13 protein-coding genes are annotated in these 17220 nt (G+C 39.3%); 8 read left to right on the top strand and 5 right to left on the bottom strand.

Features of this window, described 5'->3' with window-relative positions; all coding sequences use genetic code 11:
• Positions 1-5: 5 nt before the first annotated feature.
• Positions 6-2258 carry a T9SS type B sorting domain-containing protein gene (locus tag ACEXOE_RS06985; protein ID WP_394748023.1) on the bottom strand — a complete coding sequence of 751 codons (2253 nt, stop codon included), beginning with the start codon at positions 2256-2258 and terminating at the stop codon, positions 6-8.
• A 290-nt stretch (positions 2259-2548) separates the two neighbouring features.
• On the opposite strand from ACEXOE_RS06985, the gene ACEXOE_RS06980 reads away from it, so the two are divergent.
• Positions 2549-4234 carry a glutamine--tRNA ligase/YqeY domain fusion protein gene (locus ACEXOE_RS06980; RefSeq protein ID WP_394748022.1) on the top strand — a complete coding sequence of 562 codons (1686 nt, stop codon included), beginning with the start codon at positions 2549-2551 and terminating at the stop codon, positions 4232-4234.
• Positions 4235-4516: 282 nt separating this feature from the next.
• Here ACEXOE_RS06980 and ACEXOE_RS06975 read toward each other — a convergent pair whose 3' ends face one another.
• Complete coding sequence (locus tag ACEXOE_RS06975) at positions 4517-5437, bottom strand: SPFH domain-containing protein (RefSeq protein ID WP_394748021.1); 921 nt, start codon at positions 5435-5437, stop codon at positions 4517-4519.
• Positions 5438-5548: 111 nt separating this feature from the next.
• On the opposite strand from ACEXOE_RS06975, the gene ACEXOE_RS06970 reads away from it, so the two are divergent.
• Complete coding sequence (locus ACEXOE_RS06970) at positions 5549-5896, top strand: n-acetylglutamate synthase (RefSeq protein ID WP_394748020.1); 348 nt, start codon at positions 5549-5551, stop codon at positions 5894-5896.
• A gap of 21 nt (positions 5897-5917) precedes the next feature.
• Here ACEXOE_RS06970 and gltX read toward each other — a convergent pair whose 3' ends face one another.
• Positions 5918-7432 carry a glutamate--tRNA ligase gene (gene gltX, locus ACEXOE_RS06965; protein WP_394748019.1) on the bottom strand — a complete coding sequence of 505 codons (1515 nt, stop codon included), beginning with the start codon at positions 7430-7432 and terminating at the stop codon, positions 5918-5920.
• A gap of 116 nt (positions 7433-7548) precedes the next feature.
• A complete protein-coding gene (locus tag ACEXOE_RS06960; RefSeq protein ID WP_394748501.1) occupies positions 7549-8589 on the bottom strand; it encodes an alkane 1-monooxygenase in 1041 nt (346 codons plus the stop codon).
• 86 nt (positions 8590-8675) lie between these two features.
• Here ACEXOE_RS06960 and ACEXOE_RS06955 point away from each other — a divergent pair, with 86 nt between their 5' ends.
• The 6 genes from ACEXOE_RS06955 to ACEXOE_RS06930 all read left to right on the top strand — a co-directional run bounded on the left by ACEXOE_RS06955 (position 8676) and on the right by ACEXOE_RS06930 (position 16714).
• Entirely contained in the window at positions 8676-12131 is a 3456-nt protein-coding gene (locus tag ACEXOE_RS06955; RefSeq protein WP_394748018.1) for a hypothetical protein, read from the top strand.
• Positions 12124-12543 carry an rRNA maturation RNase YbeY gene (gene ybeY, locus ACEXOE_RS06950; RefSeq protein ID WP_394748017.1) on the top strand — a complete coding sequence of 140 codons (420 nt, stop codon included), beginning with the start codon at positions 12124-12126 and terminating at the stop codon, positions 12541-12543. Before ACEXOE_RS06955 ends, ybeY begins: the two co-directional genes overlap by 8 nt.
• A 7-nt stretch (positions 12544-12550) precedes the next feature.
• Entirely contained in the window at positions 12551-14419 is a 1869-nt protein-coding gene (gene mnmG / locus ACEXOE_RS06945; RefSeq protein ID WP_394748016.1) for a tRNA uridine-5-carboxymethylaminomethyl(34) synthesis enzyme MnmG, read from the top strand.
• Between the two features lie 174 nt (positions 14420-14593).
• Complete coding sequence (locus ACEXOE_RS06940) at positions 14594-15142, top strand: hypothetical protein (protein ID WP_394748015.1); 549 nt, start codon at positions 14594-14596, stop codon at positions 15140-15142.
• Positions 15120-15947 (top strand): class I SAM-dependent methyltransferase, encoded by an 828-nt coding sequence (locus ACEXOE_RS06935; RefSeq protein WP_394748014.1) that lies wholly within the window; start codon positions 15120-15122, stop codon positions 15945-15947. The genes ACEXOE_RS06940 and ACEXOE_RS06935 overlap by 23 nt, the downstream gene beginning before the upstream one ends.
• 263 nt (positions 15948-16210) lie before the next feature.
• Entirely contained in the window at positions 16211-16714 is a 504-nt protein-coding gene (locus tag ACEXOE_RS06930) for an OmpH family outer membrane protein (RefSeq protein WP_394748013.1), read from the top strand.
• Positions 16715-16790: 76 nt separating this feature from the next.
• On the opposite strand, the gene ACEXOE_RS06925 is transcribed toward ACEXOE_RS06930, so the two are convergent.
• On the bottom strand, positions 16791-17189 hold the full coding sequence (locus ACEXOE_RS06925) for a DoxX family protein (RefSeq protein WP_394748500.1): 399 nt from the start codon (positions 17187-17189) through the stop codon (positions 16791-16793).
• Between the last annotated feature and the right edge of the window lie 31 nt (positions 17190-17220).

Raw genomic sequence — 17220 nt, 5'->3', positions numbered from 1 at the left:
TTTGGTTAGCGTATAACGGTTATGGTTCCTTGTTTTAGTATCTCATTGGCGTTTCTGATCTTGTAGAAGAACACAAGATTCTGCTGACGGAAATTGGTTGTTGATTCCGGCCAATTGTTTTGATAATCATTCACATTCAATATTTCCTCACCCCTATCATTAAAGATGGTAACATTGATTTCTGGATCATTGGAATAGGTATTCGGAATAACCCATTGGTCATTGATACCGTCTCCATTTACGGTAATAACATTAGGTACTCTAAAAGTATCTTGAAAGCTCACGGTAATAGGAATACTAACTTCACAGTTGTCTATACTGGCAATTAGCATATAAGATCCTTCTTCGGCCAAATTCACTGTGGCCGTATCACTCAATAAAGTATTGTTAAGGTCTAACCAACGGTAGGCAGTTCCTCCACTGGCAGTCACATTTCTTGTTGTTCCCTCGGGTATTACAATATCGGTACTTGGGGTATCCAAGGAAATTAAAGAAGGATCAAGGCCAGAGATTACTACTTCGTTGGAAGGAAGCGGGCAACCATTTCGTGAAACCACCAATTGATAGGTTCCGGGTTGGGTAACGCTAAGTTCGGTACTGGCATCGTTAAGATCAACCCCATCCCTTAACCAGGAAAAACTTGCTGTAGATAAGTCGGTTGTGGTACTTACCGTTATAGGATCTGTACTATTACAACTCAATAAACTTGTACTGCTTATCGTTAGCGTTTCACTGGTAAGTAGTTGAACGGGCAGTGTATTGGAACTTATATTAAAGGAAGTTAACACTCCAGTCAAGGTATAGTCTCCATTTTCGGTAATATCCGTTAAGCTGAGACTTCTAGTTGTTGCTCCGTTAATATTCGTTCCGTTTCTCTGCCAAGCATAGGTGAATTCATCCCTTAGGTCAGTAGTAACATCTGTTCTGGTCCCATCCGAACCAACGGCATTCACGGTGGTGACTTCCAAAATAACATTGGTATTTTCACAAGCGGCATAGGATGCGGCATAATCTATGAGAAGCTCAAAAGAATCTGGGGCGACTACCGTTGTGTTTTCTGAATTTATAGCGGTAGAAGCACATGTCCCACCACTTAAAGTAACTTCTGCGAAGTATACTCCTGGGGAACTAATGCTTAAAGTACGACTTGTAGCACCGCCAATAGGAGAACCATCTCTATACCACTGATAGGTGACTGGACTTACTGAGGTGGTAACACTTAAAGTTTCAGTCTGTGTCGGCAATAAGACAAGACTGTCTGGATTATCGCGGGTAACTGTAAAATCTCCGGCATTGGTTATCGTAATGGCTGCAGATCGCTCTATACAAGTTCCTGTGCCGCTTATTTCTACTTGATAATCCCCTTCAAAACCAGCTATGGATGCATTTACGGTATATGTGGAATCGTCTACGGTAGGTGTAGTAATGGCAATGCCATCTTTAAACCAAGTATAGGTTAATCCTTGTCCTGTAATATTGGCTTCCAGGTCCTGAGTAACGCCTGCGCACAGGGCAGTTTCCGCAGGGGGATTAATGGAAAGGCCTAAACTGGTGCCTGTAGTAATTTCTATGGTATTGGATAAACTGGCAGAACCAGAACAGGAACCATAGTCTATTTCTACCACGTACATCCCTGCATCCGAAGGGTTACCGTTAATGGTAAGAAACTCTCCTTTTTCTGCAAGAAGAGTTCCGCTCCTATACCAATTATACTGATAGGTATTTGAATTTGGAATATTGTGCGGGCCCAAGGTGATGGAGTTGCCATCACATACTTGAATAGTTCCTCCCGAAGGAATAGTTCCGTTGGCATCCTGACTTATAAGAATGGGAGAACTAAAGTCAATGTCGTACATTGGATACGGATCGGAAGGCGGGCTGGTCATGGCAGGACTTGTACTGCGAACGCGTAATCTGAAATTTTCTCCCCGAGTACCGGCAGGTACTGCAAATTGAAAATCGAAATCAAAGTTTACGTTTTTGGTATTGTCACGTACCAATTCAACAGCACTACCAAAATCGCCATTGGCATCTGATAGCTCTAAGATAAATTCGTTGTCGTTGTTTACTAATGGAGGGCTCCAAGTAAAGTTAATGTAATACTCGTTAAAACCATTAATTCCAGAACAAGCTGCCGTAAAAGGAGAAGTGCTGGAAGGACCGGGTTTGTTGAGGGTCTGTGCCATCATGGAGGCTATACCCATTATGAAGCATAAAAGGCATAAAATCGTAATCCTGCGTATGTGGTTAAGTCTCATAGGTAATGTAGTTTTGGGGTTGCTACAATCTTTTTAATTTTGGTCGGTCTTGGTTTTGTTAGTAATTTGTATTTCATCGATCATTAAAATCGAATGTATTTTTGAAAAATGGTTAAATAGCTATATAATCTAGGCTTAAGTAACAAATATGACATATAATTACATCGAGAAAAATTTATTGTTGTCGTTCGTATTAAAAATGTTGTGAAACGCATTTATTGTATGGTGTACCCTTTTTATGAAGGCCGATCCCGGCATTTTTCCTACATTTGCGCTTTAATTTTTATCTGATGAGCGAAGCGACGAAGTCTCTTAATTTTATAGAGCATATTGTGGAGGAGGACTTGAATAATGGTTTTCCAAAAGATCATTTGAGATTCAGATTTCCACCTGAACCTAACGGATTTCTCCATATTGGACATGCCAGTGCCATTTGTCTTAATTTTGGGCTTGGGCTGCGTTATGGCGCACCGGTAAACCTTAGGTTTGATGACACTAACCCAGCCAAAGAGGAAAAGGCCTTTGTAGACGCCATTAAGAAGGATGTGGAATGGTTGGGGTACCAATGGGATACGGAATGCTATGCATCGGATTATTTTCCTAGACTATACGAATGGGCACTACAATTGATCGATGAGGGAAAAGCTTATGTAGATAGCCAATCTTCTGAAGAAATGGCAAAGCAGAAAGGAACACCAACGGAGGCAGGAGTGGCCAGCCCTTTTAGAGATCGGTCCATAGAGGAGAACAGGAAGCTGTTTCAGCAAATGAAGGATGGGGAATTTGAGGAAGGGTCTCATGTTTTGCGGGCTAAAATTGATATGACCTCATCCAATATGTTGATGCGCGACCCCATTATTTATAGGGTGTTGCATAAAGCACATCATAGAACAAATACCGATTGGTGTATTTATCCGATGTATGATTGGACACATGGAGAAAGTGATTATATTGAACAAGTTTCCCATTCCCTATGTACTTTGGAGTTTGCCATGCATCGGGAATTATACGATTGGTTTTTGGACCAAGTAGTAGATAGCACAAAAGTGCGGCCCAAACAGCGTGAGTTCGCTAGGCGTAATTTAAGCCATACGGTAGTGAGTAAACGGAAGTTGTTACGTCTGGTTGAAGAAGGAGTGGTAAAAGGTTGGGACGATCCCCGGATGCCCACAATTTCAGGATTGAGGAGAAGAGGGTATACCCCGGAATCGATACGAAATTTTGCGGATACTATTGGAATTGCCAAGCGAGAGAACCTTATAGATGTTTCTTTGTTGGAGTTTCACCTGAGAGAGCATCTTAATAAGATTGCCCCTAGAGTAATGGCCGTTTTGAATCCGGTGAAGCTGGTGATTACCAATTACCCAGATAATAAGGAAGAATGGTTGATTGCAGAAAATAACCCGGGGGATGAATCCGCGGGTACCAGGGAAGTGCCATTTTCTAAGGAACTTTATATAGAGCAAGAGGATTTTAGAGAGGAAGCCAATCGGAAGTTTTTTAGATTGAAACTTGGTGGAGAGGTACGCCTAAAGAATGGGTATATCATTAAGGCTGAGAGCTGTACAAAAGATACCGATGGGAATATTGTTGAAATACAGTGTATCTACGATCCCAAAAGCAAAAGTGGTAGTGGAACAGCGGAAAGCTTAAGAAAGGTAAAAGGAACTTTACATTGGGTGTCTATAAAACATGCGATGGCCGCAGAAGTGCGATTATATGATAGGTTGTTTTCGGATCCAAGTCCGGATACGCATAAGGATAAAGATTTCATGGAATTTGTAAATCCGGATTCCCTAAAAAGTATTACTGGTTATATTGAACCTAGTTTAAGGGATGCAAACATTGGAGATCGTTTTCAATTTCAACGTTTGGGGTATTTTAATGTTGATCCAGATACCACTAGTGAGAAATTGGTCTTTAATAAAACAGTCGGTTTGAGAGACACCTGGGCAAAATTATCGGAAAAACCATAAAATAGAAATTACCTATTCCTTGCAATAAAACAATTGGTGTTTTCTATTAAAAACGGAGTATTTAAGCGACTTTAGCGTCTGTTTTATTTATTTTTGGTGTAATGGGTTAGCCCTTGCAATGATCTTGCCTTAGAGAGCATCCTGTTCATTTTTTTGAATATTTAGTAGTACTTGTATACTGATGGGTATTGAAAACGATGCAAAAGAAAAATGGACCATCCCTTTTTTTAAAGGATGTTCCATTTTTTGATTTTGAAATGAAAACGAAGTAGAATTCAAATGTTATTCCGTTTTCTTATTCTGTTCTTTCATGGCTTCGCCAATTTGATTGCTAGCCGTAAATGAGGCTACCATATTGTTCAACATGTCACTTCCGGCTTGTGGGGAGTTGGGCAATAGAATTAAATTGGTATTCGTTGCTTCACCAATAGATTGCAAGGTGTCATAATGCTGGGTAACAACAATTAGGGCAGAAGCTTCTTGAGAGTTGATGCCTACTTTATTCAGAACTTCCACAGATTCTTCCAATCCTCGGGCAATCTCCCTACGTTGATCGGCAATACCCTGACCCTGCAAACGCTTGCTTTCTGCCTCCGCCTTCGCTTTTTCTACGATAAGGATACGAGCGGCATCCCCTTCAAATTGCGCAGCAATTTTTTCACGCTCGGAAGCATTGATACGGTTCATAGCTTCTTTCACCTGAGCATCAGGGTCAATATCGGTAACCAAGGTCTTGATAATATCATATCCATAATTTACCATGGCATCCTGTAATTCGGATTTCACCGCGATGGCAATATCATCTTTTTTAACGAAGACATCATCGAGTTTCATTTTTGGAACTTCAGCACGAACAACATCAAATACATAAGAAGTAATTTGATCATGCGGATATTCTAGTTTATAGAAAGCTTCATATACCTTTTCTTTAATGACAACATACTGTACAGACACTTTCAATTTTACAAATACATCATCCAAAGTTTTGGTTTCTACAATCACATCCAATTGCTGTATTTTTAATCCCAGGCGTGCTGCAACGCGATCTACCAAGGGAATTTTCATTTGTAGACCAGAATGTCGAATACTTTGAAACTTACCAAATCTTTCAATAATTACAGCGGTTTGTTGCTTTACGATAAAGAAAGATGATAATAAAATCAGAAGTCCGAATCCGATAAGAGGTATTAAGAAGTATCCCATAATGTACGTTTTTAGTTAGTGAAATGAATTTACAAAACTCTTTACGATATCTGTAGCATTTTTTGAAAGATTGTTACAAAAGCGTATCTTTTTGTCCTAAATCATTACAGTTTGAAAAACCATATCAACTATCATGGAAAGCGTTTTTCGGTGGTGGAGAACTCAGGAAATGGCCAACTGGGAAGCACTACTTTTTTTGAGTATACCCAGAACGGAAATATCTTACATTGTGAATATACCGGAGAGCATATTATATATGGGCAATTGCTGGGTATCGTAGATCAGGAGGGAAAGATTAATATGCGATATCACCAAATAGATAAAGAAGGAAATATCAGGACAGGAATATGCCATTCTAAGCCAGAAATCATGGAAAATGGCAAGATTAGATTACATGAATCCTGGGAATGGACTTCCGGAGATTGTTCAAAAGGAAACTCTATTTTGGAAGAGTGCTAATAGCTGTGATAGGATGTTATTTTAAGCATCCAATAGGGCAATGGCCTTTTGTATTCTGGAAATACTTTCTTCCTTTCCAAGCAAGGCAATAATATCAAAAATATGTGGGCCTTTCATATCACCTACAATTACTAAACGTAAAGGCGGCATAACTTTACCGAAAGATAACTCTTGCTCGGCTATCCATTGCTTTACCCTAGTCTCCGCAGTTTCTGAGGAAAAATCATCAATGGCTTCCAACACAGATACCAATTGGTTCAATATTGCCGCGGTACCTTCTTTCCATTGCTTACGTACGGCTTTTTCGGCATACTGCTGTGGCGCGATGAAAAAGTAATCTCCCAAATTCCAGAAATCAGTAACAAAAGTTGCCCTTTCTTTAATGAGCCCAATAACCTTCTCAATATAAGGGAGATCTTTGGTTCGGATGGCTGTCGGAGCGGTTTCCTGCAATATAGATTGAAACGGGGATACCAAGTCCGAGTTTTTCTTTTGCTGCAGGTAATGCTGATTATACCATTTAGTCTTTTCGATATCAAATCGCGCACCTGCCCTGTTTACACGGCTTAAATCAAAACTTTCTATAAGCTCGTCCATGTTAAACAATTCTTGTTCGGTACCTGGGTTCCAACCCAAAAGGGCTAAAAAGTTGATCACGGCCTCGGAGAAATAGCCGGCTTCCTTATAGCCCTGGGACTCCTTCCAAGACAATGGAAATACCGGAAAACCTAGCTTCTCCCCATCACGCTTACTCAATTTTCCTTTTCCAACAGGTTTCATAATCAGGGGCAAATGGGCAAATTGGGGCGCTTGCCAGGAAAAGGCATCGTAAAGCAGTTGGTGCAACGCCAGAGAAGGCAGCCACTCTTCGCCGCGGATGACATGTGAAATTTGCATGAGGTGATCATCTACAATATTGGCCAAATGGTAGGTGGGCATACCATCACTTTTAAAGAGCACTTTATCATCCAGAATATTGGTGTCGATTTCTATAGTGCCTCGAATCAAATCTTTTAAAAGAAGTTTTTCGTCTTGAGGGGATTTAAATCGAATGACGTAGGATTCCTCTGCGGCTATTTTGTTCTGTACCTCATCCTTAGATAGTGAAAGGGAGTTGGTTAACTTCAAGCGGTTGTGCCAATTATAGATGAAGGTCTTTCCTTTTGCTTCATGATCCTTTCTGTGGCCATCTAAAACTTCAGGAGTGTCAAAAGCATAATAGGCATGCCCTTTGGCAATAAGTTGATCTGCATATTCTTTGTAAAGGTGTTTGCGTTCACTTTGACGATAAGGCCCAAAACCACCATCTTTAGTGGGCCCTTCATCAAAGGGCATAGCACACCACTCCAAGGCATCTATAATATACTGTTCGGCTCCTTCAACATACCTATTTTGGTCGGTATCTTCTATGCGCAAGATAAAATCACCACCATGTTTTTTGGCAAACAAATAGTTGAAAAGCGCTGTCCGAACACCGCCAATATGTAAGGGGCCTGTTGGACTTGGCGCAAAGCGAACACGTACTTTCTGGCTCATAGGAAAAAGTTTAGAGAACAAAGATAGGATTAAGCCCTAAAGCGGGCAACAGAAATTAGAGTTTTGAAAAGGGAATACCACTAGCTATTTTCTTCTTAGGAATGGAATAGCTGATTTTAGATATGCATTTCTTTCGGAATACGTGGATTCATGATTTTAAACCATAAAGGGGGTACAAAAGATAGCACCATGGAAGTGGGATACCCATAGGGCATCTGAGGGGAAATATCATGGTAGTCCAGTATTTGGTATTTTTTGGAGGATTTATAATGGTGATCACTGTGACGGGTGAGCTCATAAAGTACAATTCGGCCCATAACATGGTTGCTGTTCCAGGAATGGACTTCCCGTACGCGCTCATACCTCCCCGAGGCTAGTTTTTTGCGGAGAAGACCATAATGTTCAATATAATTAACAGTTTCAAGCAGCAAAAAGCCTACGATGCCAGCGGCTAGAGCAAAAACCAGTCCTGTTGTTCCAAAGAAGTAAAAGAGTAAACTACTATAGGCCAGCTGAAAAATAGTGTACCAGAGCATATCGTTCTTGTACGATAAAAAGGAAAGCTTGGCATTTTTTAGGAGACGATTCTGAAGTTTCCACGCTCCAATATATTGGCGAAAAACAGAAGTGAACCAAAAGGAATATACAGATTGGTTAAAGGCCGCAGTGGCCGGGTCTTCCTTGGTGGCCGCATTGGCATGGTGACCAAAATTGTGTTCTATGTAAAAATGCATATAATAGGAAGGTAGAAGCAATAGCTTGCCAAGATAGCGTTCATGGGTGGTTTGCCTATGCCCCAGTTCATGGGCAACATTAATGCCATTTACGCCCAAAACGATGCCTAATGATATACATAGGCCTACGGTTTCATATAGGTGTATTGAAGTGAAGGCGACCGTATATAGCGTAAAGCCGAGTAGCCCAAAGACTATAGGGATATTTGCATAGAGCAGCAGATCAAATAGCACACTTTTTTCTTTTTCATTACGTTCTTCTCCTTCAAAGTTATCAGTATTCTGAGGCAATAAAAGCTCCATAATAGGGATAAGAACAAAAGTATACATTGGAGTAAAAAAACTCCAATATCCTTTAAAGTAAAGGCTTAAGAGGGCAGAAATAGGGATACTAAAGGCTGCTAAATACTTTAAATCGTTAATTCTGCTCATTGGCGTATGCTTTTTAACAAATTTTTCGGTGCCCAATTCTATGGTATCCGGTATATTGGTATTAAATATAAAGGATTTTGAATAGTTATCATAACATACTGGATAAGCTGAATAGGTTCGCAAGGAAGTATTATGTGAAGATATTGATTAAAGGGGTACTCCTTTTTTTATCCCTGGGGCTGTTGTTTTTTTTGGCAGTGGTTGGCATTGAATATTTTTTATGGCTGAATTCCACAGGAAGGTTCTTATTGTTCTTAATTTTTGTGCTTGCCGCTTTGTTCTTATTGTACCGCTATATTACTATTCCACTTTTTTATCTTTTTAGAATTAAAAAGGGAATAAGCCATCGAGAAGCTTCCGTGCTCATAGGCAAGCATTTTCCTCAAGTAGGGGATAAATTATTAAATCTTATTGATTTAGCACAAGATGATAATCAATCGGAATTACTATTGGCCAGTATTGAGCAGCGGTCAAAACAAATGGACCCTATTCCTTTTATTGGGGCAGTAAACCTTCGTGAGGGTTATGTTTACGCAAAATACTTGCTCATTCCTGTGATCATTATTTTACTTCTTTTGATATCGGGGAACTTAGCATCATTTTTCGGATCCTATGAACGGGTAGTCAACTATGATTTGGCCTATGAGCCTCCGGCACCTTTTTCCTTTGAGTTATTGGCTGGAGATGCCAGGGTGTTGGAGACGGAATCTTACACCATTCAAGTTACGACTAAGGGAAGCATTCAACCTGAAGATATTTATATAGTAATAGACGGTAAAGAACGCTTATTGCAAAAGAATAAGGGAGTATTTGAATATGTTTTTCAGCCCCCACTTAAGGATGTACAATTTTATTTTAAAGCAAATGGAGTAGTGTCCAGAAATTTTGAATTAAAAGCTTTAAAGGCTCCGGCCATTCAAGGGTTTAATATGGTCTTGGAATACCCTTCTTATATCAATAAACCTAATGAATCATTAAAAGGTACTGGAAATGCAAGCTTTCCGGAAGGAACAAAAGTAACTTGGAAGATTGAAGGGGAAAATACAGAAACCGTGCGTTATATTGCCCCAGATACCAGCCTTGTTTTTGAGCGTAATGGAAAAGAGTTTAAACTTTCAAAGAAGGTATTTTCAAAACTCAATTATCAGCTGGCTACTTCCAATGATAATGTAGAAAATTATGAAACCCTTGATTATGAATTTACGGTGATTAAGGACGGCTATCCTACTATTAGAGTCGCTGAAGTATTGGATTCCCTGAATCCTAATGTAGCGTATTATAGTGGAGAGGCTTCGGATGACTATGAATTAGCCAGTATCAGCCTGGTGTGTTATCCAGATCGAGATGAGGAAAATATACAGCGGATACAGCTTACGCGGCCTAATAAGAATTTTGAGAAGTTTTATTATACATTTCCTTCTGGACTTGAATTAGAAGAGGGAGTGGCCTATAGTTTTTATTTTGAAGCACTCGATAATGATGGTATACGAGGAGGTAAGTTAAGCAAAAGCGAAGTATTTAGTTTGGCCTTATTAAATGATAATGAGTTGAAAGACAAGCAATTAGATGACCAAGAATCCATTATAAATAATATAGACAATTCCTTAGATAATTTTAAGAAACAAAAAGAGGAGTTAAAGGAAATCAACAAAAATCAGAAGGAAAAAAAGACCCTTAATTTTAATGATCAGAATAAAGTAAAGGATTTTTTGAAGAACCAACAGCAACAGGAACAGCTGATGGAAAAGTTCAGCAAACAACTAAAAGAGAATTTGGAAAAGAGTGATGCGGATGATCCCTTGAACAAATTGTTAAAGGAACGTTTGGAACGACAGGAGATTGAGGCGAGAAAGAACGAGAAGCTTTTGGAGGAATTGAATAAGGTTGCAGATAAAATCAATAAAGAGGAGTTGTCTAAGCGGTTAGAGGAGGTTGCTAAAAAACAACAGACCAGTGAACGTAACTTGGAACAACTTTTAGAGTTAACGAAGCGATACTATGTAACGGAAAAGACGGCCCAATTGGCAAAGGATTTGGAAAAGTTAGCTGAGGAGCAAAACGAACTATCTGAATCTGAAGAGAAGACAGGGGAAATAGAAAAGGAACAGAAGGAGTTAAATGAAAAGTTCCAGGAGCTAATTAAAGAGTTAGAGGAACTAAAGAAAGATAATGAGGCTTTGAAAAAGCCATTGAAGATAGGTGAGGACAAGGAAACCGAGAATGAGATCAAAAAGGACCAGGAGGAGGCCTTGGAGGAATTAAAGAAACAACAGCAGAGTGATGATGGACAGGGTGACAAGGGCGCGGCAAGTAAGAAACAGAAGTCTGCGGCACAGAAGATGCAGCAGATGAGTCAACAACTTCAACAATCTTCTTCAGGAGGGGGAGGTGGACCCAGTGTAACTGAAGATGCTGAAATGCTACGTCAAATATTGGACAATCTTATTACTTTTTCGTTTAAACAGGAAAAGCTATTGAATAAGTTAAGTACAAATGAAGTTGATGTGACTCAATTTTCGAATAATGTAAAAAAGCAACAGGAGTTAAGGGAGCTATTTGAACATGTTGATGACAGTTTGTTTTCTTTATCGTTAAGAAGGGCTGAATTGTCAGAGTTTGTAAATGAACAGATAACCGAAGTGTATTATAATGTGGATAAGGCCTTGGAGAATATGGCCGAAAATAGAATATATCAGGGTGTATCCTATCAAAAGTATGTATTGAATGCATCTAATAGTTTGGCTGATTTCTTGGCGAATATTTTAGACAATATGCAACAGAGTATGCAATCGGGACAGGGTTCTGGTGGAGGAGAAGGATTTCAATTGCCAGATATTATCCAAGGACAAGGGCAGATCGGAGAACAATTGGGGCAGATGGGTAAGTCCGGAAAAGGAAAGGAACAAGGAAGCGAAGGGGGTAAACAGCAGGGCAATGAAGGAAAAGGTCAGGATGGTCAGGATGGAGAAGGAAACAATGAGGGTGAAGGCGAACAACAAAAAGGTAAAGGAAAAGGAAAGAATGGCGAGGGAGAGCAGAATGGAGAAAATGGGGGAACTGGCAAAGATGGTAAGGGTGAAGGTTCGAATGGTGGGGAGGGAGAGCTCTCCGAGGAAGAACTTAAGGAGATTTACGAAATCTACAAAGAGCAACAGCGTATACGACAGGAATTGGAAAAACAGTTAGAGAATTTTATACAGAAGTCGGACAAGGAACTGGCAAAGAAATTGGTGCGGCAAATGGAAGACTTCGAAAATGATTTATTGGAGAATGGAGTAACCCAACAAAACTTGAATAAGGCAAATAATATACAATATCGGTTATTGAAACTCGAGAAGGCAGCCTTAAAACAGGGGGAAAAGGAAGAACGCGAAAGTGATACGAATAGAAAGAATTTTGATAACCCTATTACTACAAAGCCTTCATTATTGGAGAATTATAAAAATGAAATTGAAATTTTAAATAGACAAGCACTACCTTTGCAAAATATTTATAGAAATAAGGTAAAGCACTATTTTAATAAGAATGATTGAATTTCATTTTGAAGGCAAGTTTCAACTAGAACATAAAAACTATTACTCCGATTGGATAAGTAGAATTTTGAGTTCAGAGCTTTTCGAATTAGGGGAGTTGTGTTATATTTTTTGTGATGACGACTATCTACATCAAATAAATTCAAAATACCTTAAACATGATACCTACACGGATATTATCACTTTTGATTACACCAATGGAAATTGTGTTGGTGGCGATGTATTTATCTCTGTAGAAAGAGTAAGGGAAAATGCCATTGATTTTGATGTTGATTTCACCGAAGAATTAAAAAGAGTGATGGCACATGGAGTTTTGCACCTCATGGGATATAAGGATAAGTCCGAGGGTGAGCGCCGTGAGATGAGAAAAAAGGAAAACGAGAAAATAGAATTGTTCCACGTGGAACAATGAGAGGGATATGTTTGATAAAACTTATGATGTTATTGTCGTTGGCGCCGGTCATGCTGGAGCTGAAGCTGCTGCTGCTGCTGCTAATATGGGGTCGCAAACCTTGTTGATTACCATGAATCTGCAGACGATAGGGCAAATGTCCTGTAACCCTGCCATGGGTGGAATAGCTAAGGGACAAATTGTTCGGGAAATTGATGCCTTAGGCGGGTATAGTGGTATTATCACAGATAAGTCCGCCATACAGTTTAAGATGCTCAATAAATCTAAGGGACCTGCGATGTGGAGTCCTAGAGCTCAAAGTGATCGCATGCGTTTTGCTGAGGAGTGGAGATTGGCTTTGGAGAATACCCCGAACCTGGATTTTTACCAAGAAATGGTTTCTGGCTTAGTTGTGGAGAACGGAAAGGTTATCGGAGTTAAGACATCCTTAGGTTTAACCGTACGTGCTAGAGCTGTCGTGTTGACGAATGGAACTTTTTTGAATGGATTAATTCATATTGGAGAGAAGCAATTTGGAGGGGGAAGAGCTGGCGAAAAAGCAGCAACAGGAATTACGGAGCAGTTGGTAGCCCTGGGATTTGAAAGTGGCAGAATGAAAACCGGTACGCCACCACGTGTTGATGGAAGGTCTTTGGATTATACTAAAATGATTGTTCAGCCTGGGGACATGCAGCCTGAAAAATTTTCATATACCAACACTCCTTTTTTGGATAGGCAGCGGGATTGTCATATGTCACATACGAGTGCCTTAGTGCACGACTTGCTGCGAGAGGGCTTTGACAGATCTCCTATGTTCAATGGAAGCATTAAAAGTATAGGGCCCAGATATTGCCCTTCTATAGAGGATAAGATAAACAGGTTTGCAGATAAGAATAGCCATCAGCTTTTTGTAGAACCGGAAGGTTGGAATACCGTGGAAGTGTATGTAAATGGCTTCTCTACTTCTTTACCGGAAGATGTTCAGTTTAAGGCGTTGCGTTCAGTAGTTGGTTTTGAAAATGTAAAATTCTTTAGGCCTGGGTACGCTATTGAGTACGATTACTTTCCGCCCACGCAATTAAAACATACCTTGGAGACCAAGCTTGTAGATAATCTATACTTTGCAGGTCAAATAAATGGGACAACGGGTTACGAAGAAGCAGCATCTCAGGGAATTATGGCGGGTATTAATGCCCATTTAAAATTGAAAGGAGAGGATCCTTTTATTCTTAGTAGGGACGAGGCGTATATTGGCGTGCTTATAGATGATCTTATTACCAAAGGAACCGAAGAACCTTACCGAATGTTTACGTCCAGAGCCGAGTATAGAACCTTGCTTCGACAGGATAATGCGGATTTAAGATTAACGCCAAAGGCGCATGAAATTGGTTTAGCAAAGGAGGAGCGTCTTGAAATGATGGAAAAGAAGGAAAGAGAGTCCAATAATTTTATTCAATTTTTTAGGAGTACAAGTGTAAAGCCTGAGGAAATTAATCCGATTTTGGAGAGTGTAGATTCAGCTTTGGTGAAACAATCGGACAAGATGTTCAAGGTTTTTTCAAGACCACGGGTTACTATGGAACATATGCTGAAATTGAATGCCGTTTCGGACTACGTAGAGGAGCATGAGCTTAATAGAGAGGTAATGGAGCAGACGGAGATTCAGGTGAAATATGCGGGGTATATACAAAAGGAAAAACTAAATGCGGATAAACTGCAGCGTCTGGAAAATATTAAAATACCGGCAAACTTTGATTACAGCCAATTGAAATCCCTTTCATATGAAGCTAGGGAAAAGCTTAGTGAGATACAGCCTGTGAGCATATCCCAAGCATCACGCATTAGTGGAGTCTCCCCGAGTGACATAAGTGTTTTGTTGGTTTTTATGGGAAGATAGATGCCCATGCTCTTGGGTAACAAGCATTAAACATCCTTTATGTTCCACGTGGAACATAAAGGATGTTTTGTATATTGATGAAGATTGCAGAGAGGACCCGCATATTTCTTAAAGAAGAAAGGAACTTTGGCTTGCTTTTTGATGACTAATGGACATCAACCAAAATAATCCACTATGCACAAAATTACGCTGACAATACTTATCCTAGTATTTTTGCAATCTTGCATTCCGTTAAAAGTAGCCCCGAAAATAGAGAATTACAAAGTGGTCAAAGGGAAAAAGTTTAAACGCTGGTTGCCCAAAAGACAAATGTTCATTTTTGAGGACAATAAGGATAGCAATCAGTTCTATCACTATGTCAACAACAAATTTCAATTGGGAGACCTTAATGTTGAGGATAATGTGCCTTTCACCCTACAAGGGAAACAATATTTCTTTTCCTTCTATGAAGTTTCCAAGGATGATCAAGCCCTGAATCTTGCACCAATGATTATTGAGGCACTTATAAGTTCTGCCACGAAACAAAGTTACGATGCGATAAATGGGCCGGAAGTTGTCGGGAAGGGAAATTTTTATATCGCCATAGAAGTGTATAGTGATGATGAATTTGATTGCCTTGAGGAAAATTCGTTTTCAAGAACAGCAGTTTTGGAGTACCTTAGCGCCTTGAAAAACGAATATCTTTCTACTGAGAATTACAATGGACTTGTATTTAAAAACTAAGGATTATAGTGTTTCTGGAGAAACTTTTGAGTTGTACCATGATCCTGATGCTGATATGCTCGTTACTTCTCCACAACCGCAAGACTTGGGAAAATACTATGAAAGTGAAGCCTATATTTCACATACCGATGCAAGGGAAGGCTTTATAGATCAATTATATCAAGGTGTAAAAAAGTATAGTCTTTCCAAAAAAGCAAAACTTATAGAAAAGTACAAGCATGGTCATTTAACACTTTTAGATGTTGGTGCCGGCACAGGGGATTTTTTGGCGACCACCCAAAAAAGAGGATGGACGGTTTCGGGAGTAGAACCCAATACCGCTGCCCGTGAGAGAGCAAAGCAAAAAGGAATAAACTTGAGTACCACCTTGAAAGAGCTCTCCGGAAAACAATTCGACGTAATTACCCTGTGGCATGTTTTGGAACATCTTCCGGATCTAAAAGATCAAATTAAGGAATTCAAGAATCTATTGTCGGATGATGGCATTTTAGTGATAGCCGTTCCAAATTTTAAATCTTATGACGCAAGCCACTATAACAAGTTTTGGGCAGCCTATGATGTGCCAAGACACTTATGGCATTTTTCCCAAAATTCCATTGCCTCTCTTTTTGCAAAAGAAAGAATGCATGTTTTTCAGACAAAACCCATGTTGTTCGATTCGTTTTATGTATCCCTACTTTCAGAAAAGTATAAGACCGGAAAACAGAATTTGATCAAAGCATTTTGTATAGGCTTGCTTTCCAATTTCAAAGCTTGGCGCAGCCGGGAGTATTCTTCATTGATTTATTTGCTCAAAAAGGACTGAAACTTATTTTAAAGCCATTTAAGGGCTTTTAAGGAATGGCGACAGCAATTGATATTAAAGGATTTTTATTCGCTTAAAATACCCGTTTAAACAGCATCTTTTCTATAACTAAAAGATATTAATATCTTCTACTCCCATAAATTTTAACTATGGCGTACTGAAGCTAAGAATTTTGTGAAAAAACAAAAAAACGCTTTGCAGAAGAAGACACTTCTTTTTTAAAAAAGCTTTCCTATTTTTGCCCAACGATAAAAACCGAAGAAATGAAAAAACTTATTTTGGCATTGGTCCTTTTGGTGAGTGTAGCCTGTCAACAAGACAAAATTGCCTATGTAGATTATACGAAACTATTGAACGATTATCAAGAGAAGATAGATATCGAGGCAAAGTTTAAGACCAAATTGGAAGCGATGAACAAAAAGCGCGATAGTCTTGGGCAAATGATTCAATTGGAAGCCCAAACTATTCAAACAAAGAATGCTTCACAAAAAACCAAGCAGGAAGAGATGAACGTCTTACAGCAAAAAAGTCAATTCCTTGGGCAACAACTACAGCAGGAAGAACAGCTTTTACAGCAAGAGGGCAGAACGGAGACGGATACGCTGATCAGTAAAGTGAAGAAAGAAGTTGCAGATTACGGAAAAGCAAATGCCTATACGTATATCTTAGGTGGAGGTGAAGGAGGTACCGTATTATACGGAGATGACACTAAAGATATCACTGATGCCATACTTAAGATTTTGAACGATAAGTATAAGAAGAATTAAGATATAGTAGACCAACTAAAAAGCCCGAACTACATAGTTCGGGCTTTTTTTATTACATATGATTTAGGGATGTTTTCTAGGCCTGTAACAAAAACACTAAAAAGATTGCTGGAATAAAATAGATGGCAATGGTTTTTGCTCCCTCGTAATCTTTGGCGATTCGTTGTCCAAACAAAAGCATTAATAAAGATAAACAAGCCATAATTGCGCCATAAAATGCCAAAGGACTTTTTCCTGAATTGAGTATTTGAAACAGCCCGATGCCGCAGCAGATTGCGGCAATCATTTCGGATACCAATACGATTCCCAAAAGTAAGGGCACCATATTTTTAAGGGGAGTTTCGGAAAAATGACCTTTTAGCCAAGAGAGATTGCCTTTCCAATCTAAAATTTTATCGACACCACTTTGCAAAAAAGTAATGATTATAAATACCAATAAGAGAAGTACAGTTGCATGGGAAGAAAGATAGGTCATCATAAATCAATTGTTTTAAAATTGTAAAGTT

The sequence above is a fragment of the Spongiimicrobium salis genome, assembly GCF_043678055.1.
GTDB classification, from domain to species: domain Bacteria; phylum Bacteroidota; class Bacteroidia; order Flavobacteriales; family Flavobacteriaceae; genus Spongiimicrobium; species Spongiimicrobium salis.
Note: the sequence above shows the minus strand (reverse complement) of the source record. Positions and strands in the feature narration are given on the sequence as shown.

What these genes read in the sequence shown, in the direction of transcription:
- ACEXOE_RS06985 (WP_394748023.1), bottom strand. Translation starts at nt 2,258, where the DNA reads ATGAGACTTAACCACATACGCAGGATTACGATTTTATGCCTTTTATGC.
- ACEXOE_RS06980 (WP_394748022.1), top strand. Translation starts at nt 2,549, where the DNA reads ATGAGCGAAGCGACGAAGTCTCTTAATTTTATAGAGCATATTGTGGAG.
- ACEXOE_RS06975 (WP_394748021.1), bottom strand. Translation starts at nt 5,437, where the DNA reads ATGGGATACTTCTTAATACCTCTTATCGGATTCGGACTTCTGATTTTA.
- gltX (WP_394748019.1), bottom strand. Translation starts at nt 7,432, where the DNA reads ATGAGCCAGAAAGTACGTGTTCGCTTTGCGCCAAGTCCAACAGGCCCC.
- ybeY (WP_394748017.1), top strand. Translation starts at nt 12,124, where the DNA reads ATGATTGAATTTCATTTTGAAGGCAAGTTTCAACTAGAACATAAAAAC.
- mnmG (WP_394748016.1), top strand. Translation starts at nt 12,551, where the DNA reads ATGTTTGATAAAACTTATGATGTTATTGTCGTTGGCGCCGGTCATGCT.
- ACEXOE_RS06940 (WP_394748015.1), top strand. Translation starts at nt 14,594, where the DNA reads ATGCACAAAATTACGCTGACAATACTTATCCTAGTATTTTTGCAATCT.
- ACEXOE_RS06935 (WP_394748014.1), top strand. Translation starts at nt 15,120, where the DNA reads ATGGACTTGTATTTAAAAACTAAGGATTATAGTGTTTCTGGAGAAACT.
- ACEXOE_RS06930 (WP_394748013.1), top strand. Translation starts at nt 16,211, where the DNA reads ATGAAAAAACTTATTTTGGCATTGGTCCTTTTGGTGAGTGTAGCCTGT.
- ACEXOE_RS06925 (WP_394748500.1), bottom strand. Translation starts at nt 17,189, where the DNA reads ATGACCTATCTTTCTTCCCATGCAACTGTACTTCTCTTATTGGTATTT.